We start from the raw sequence: 275 nt of genomic DNA on the forward strand, positions 1-275 counted from the left end.
AGCGGGTCGGTCACCGTGCCGGTCTCCTCGTCGAAGAGCCCCTGCGCCAGCCTGGTCACCGCTGCGGGGACCGGCGGCGCGTGAGTGAACAACACCGTCGCCGCCGAATCCTAAGAGGTCGCCTCCGCGGGGGCCTCGGCGGCCGGCGGCGCGGGGGGGGGGGCGGGCGGGGGGGGGGGGGCGGGGGGGCGCGGCGCTGCGCGCCCCGCCGCCCCGCGCGCGCGGGCGGCGCGGCCCCGGCGCCGCCGCCCCCCCGCCCCCCCCCCCCCCCCCCC

The 275-nt window shown here is 85.8% G+C and carries 1 pseudogene; it reads right to left on the reverse strand.

Going from position 1 to position 275, the window contains the following annotated elements:
* Positions 1 to 80 (reverse strand): annotated as a pseudogene (locus tag PUR26_RS00355) (TIGR03936 family radical SAM-associated protein); the annotation flags it as partial.
* Positions 81 to 275: the final 195 nt, after the last annotated feature.

It is taken from the genome of Streptomyces sp. SP18CS02, assembly GCF_036322365.1.
In the GTDB taxonomy this organism is placed as follows: Bacteria; Actinomycetota; Actinomycetes; order Streptomycetales; family Streptomycetaceae; genus Streptomyces.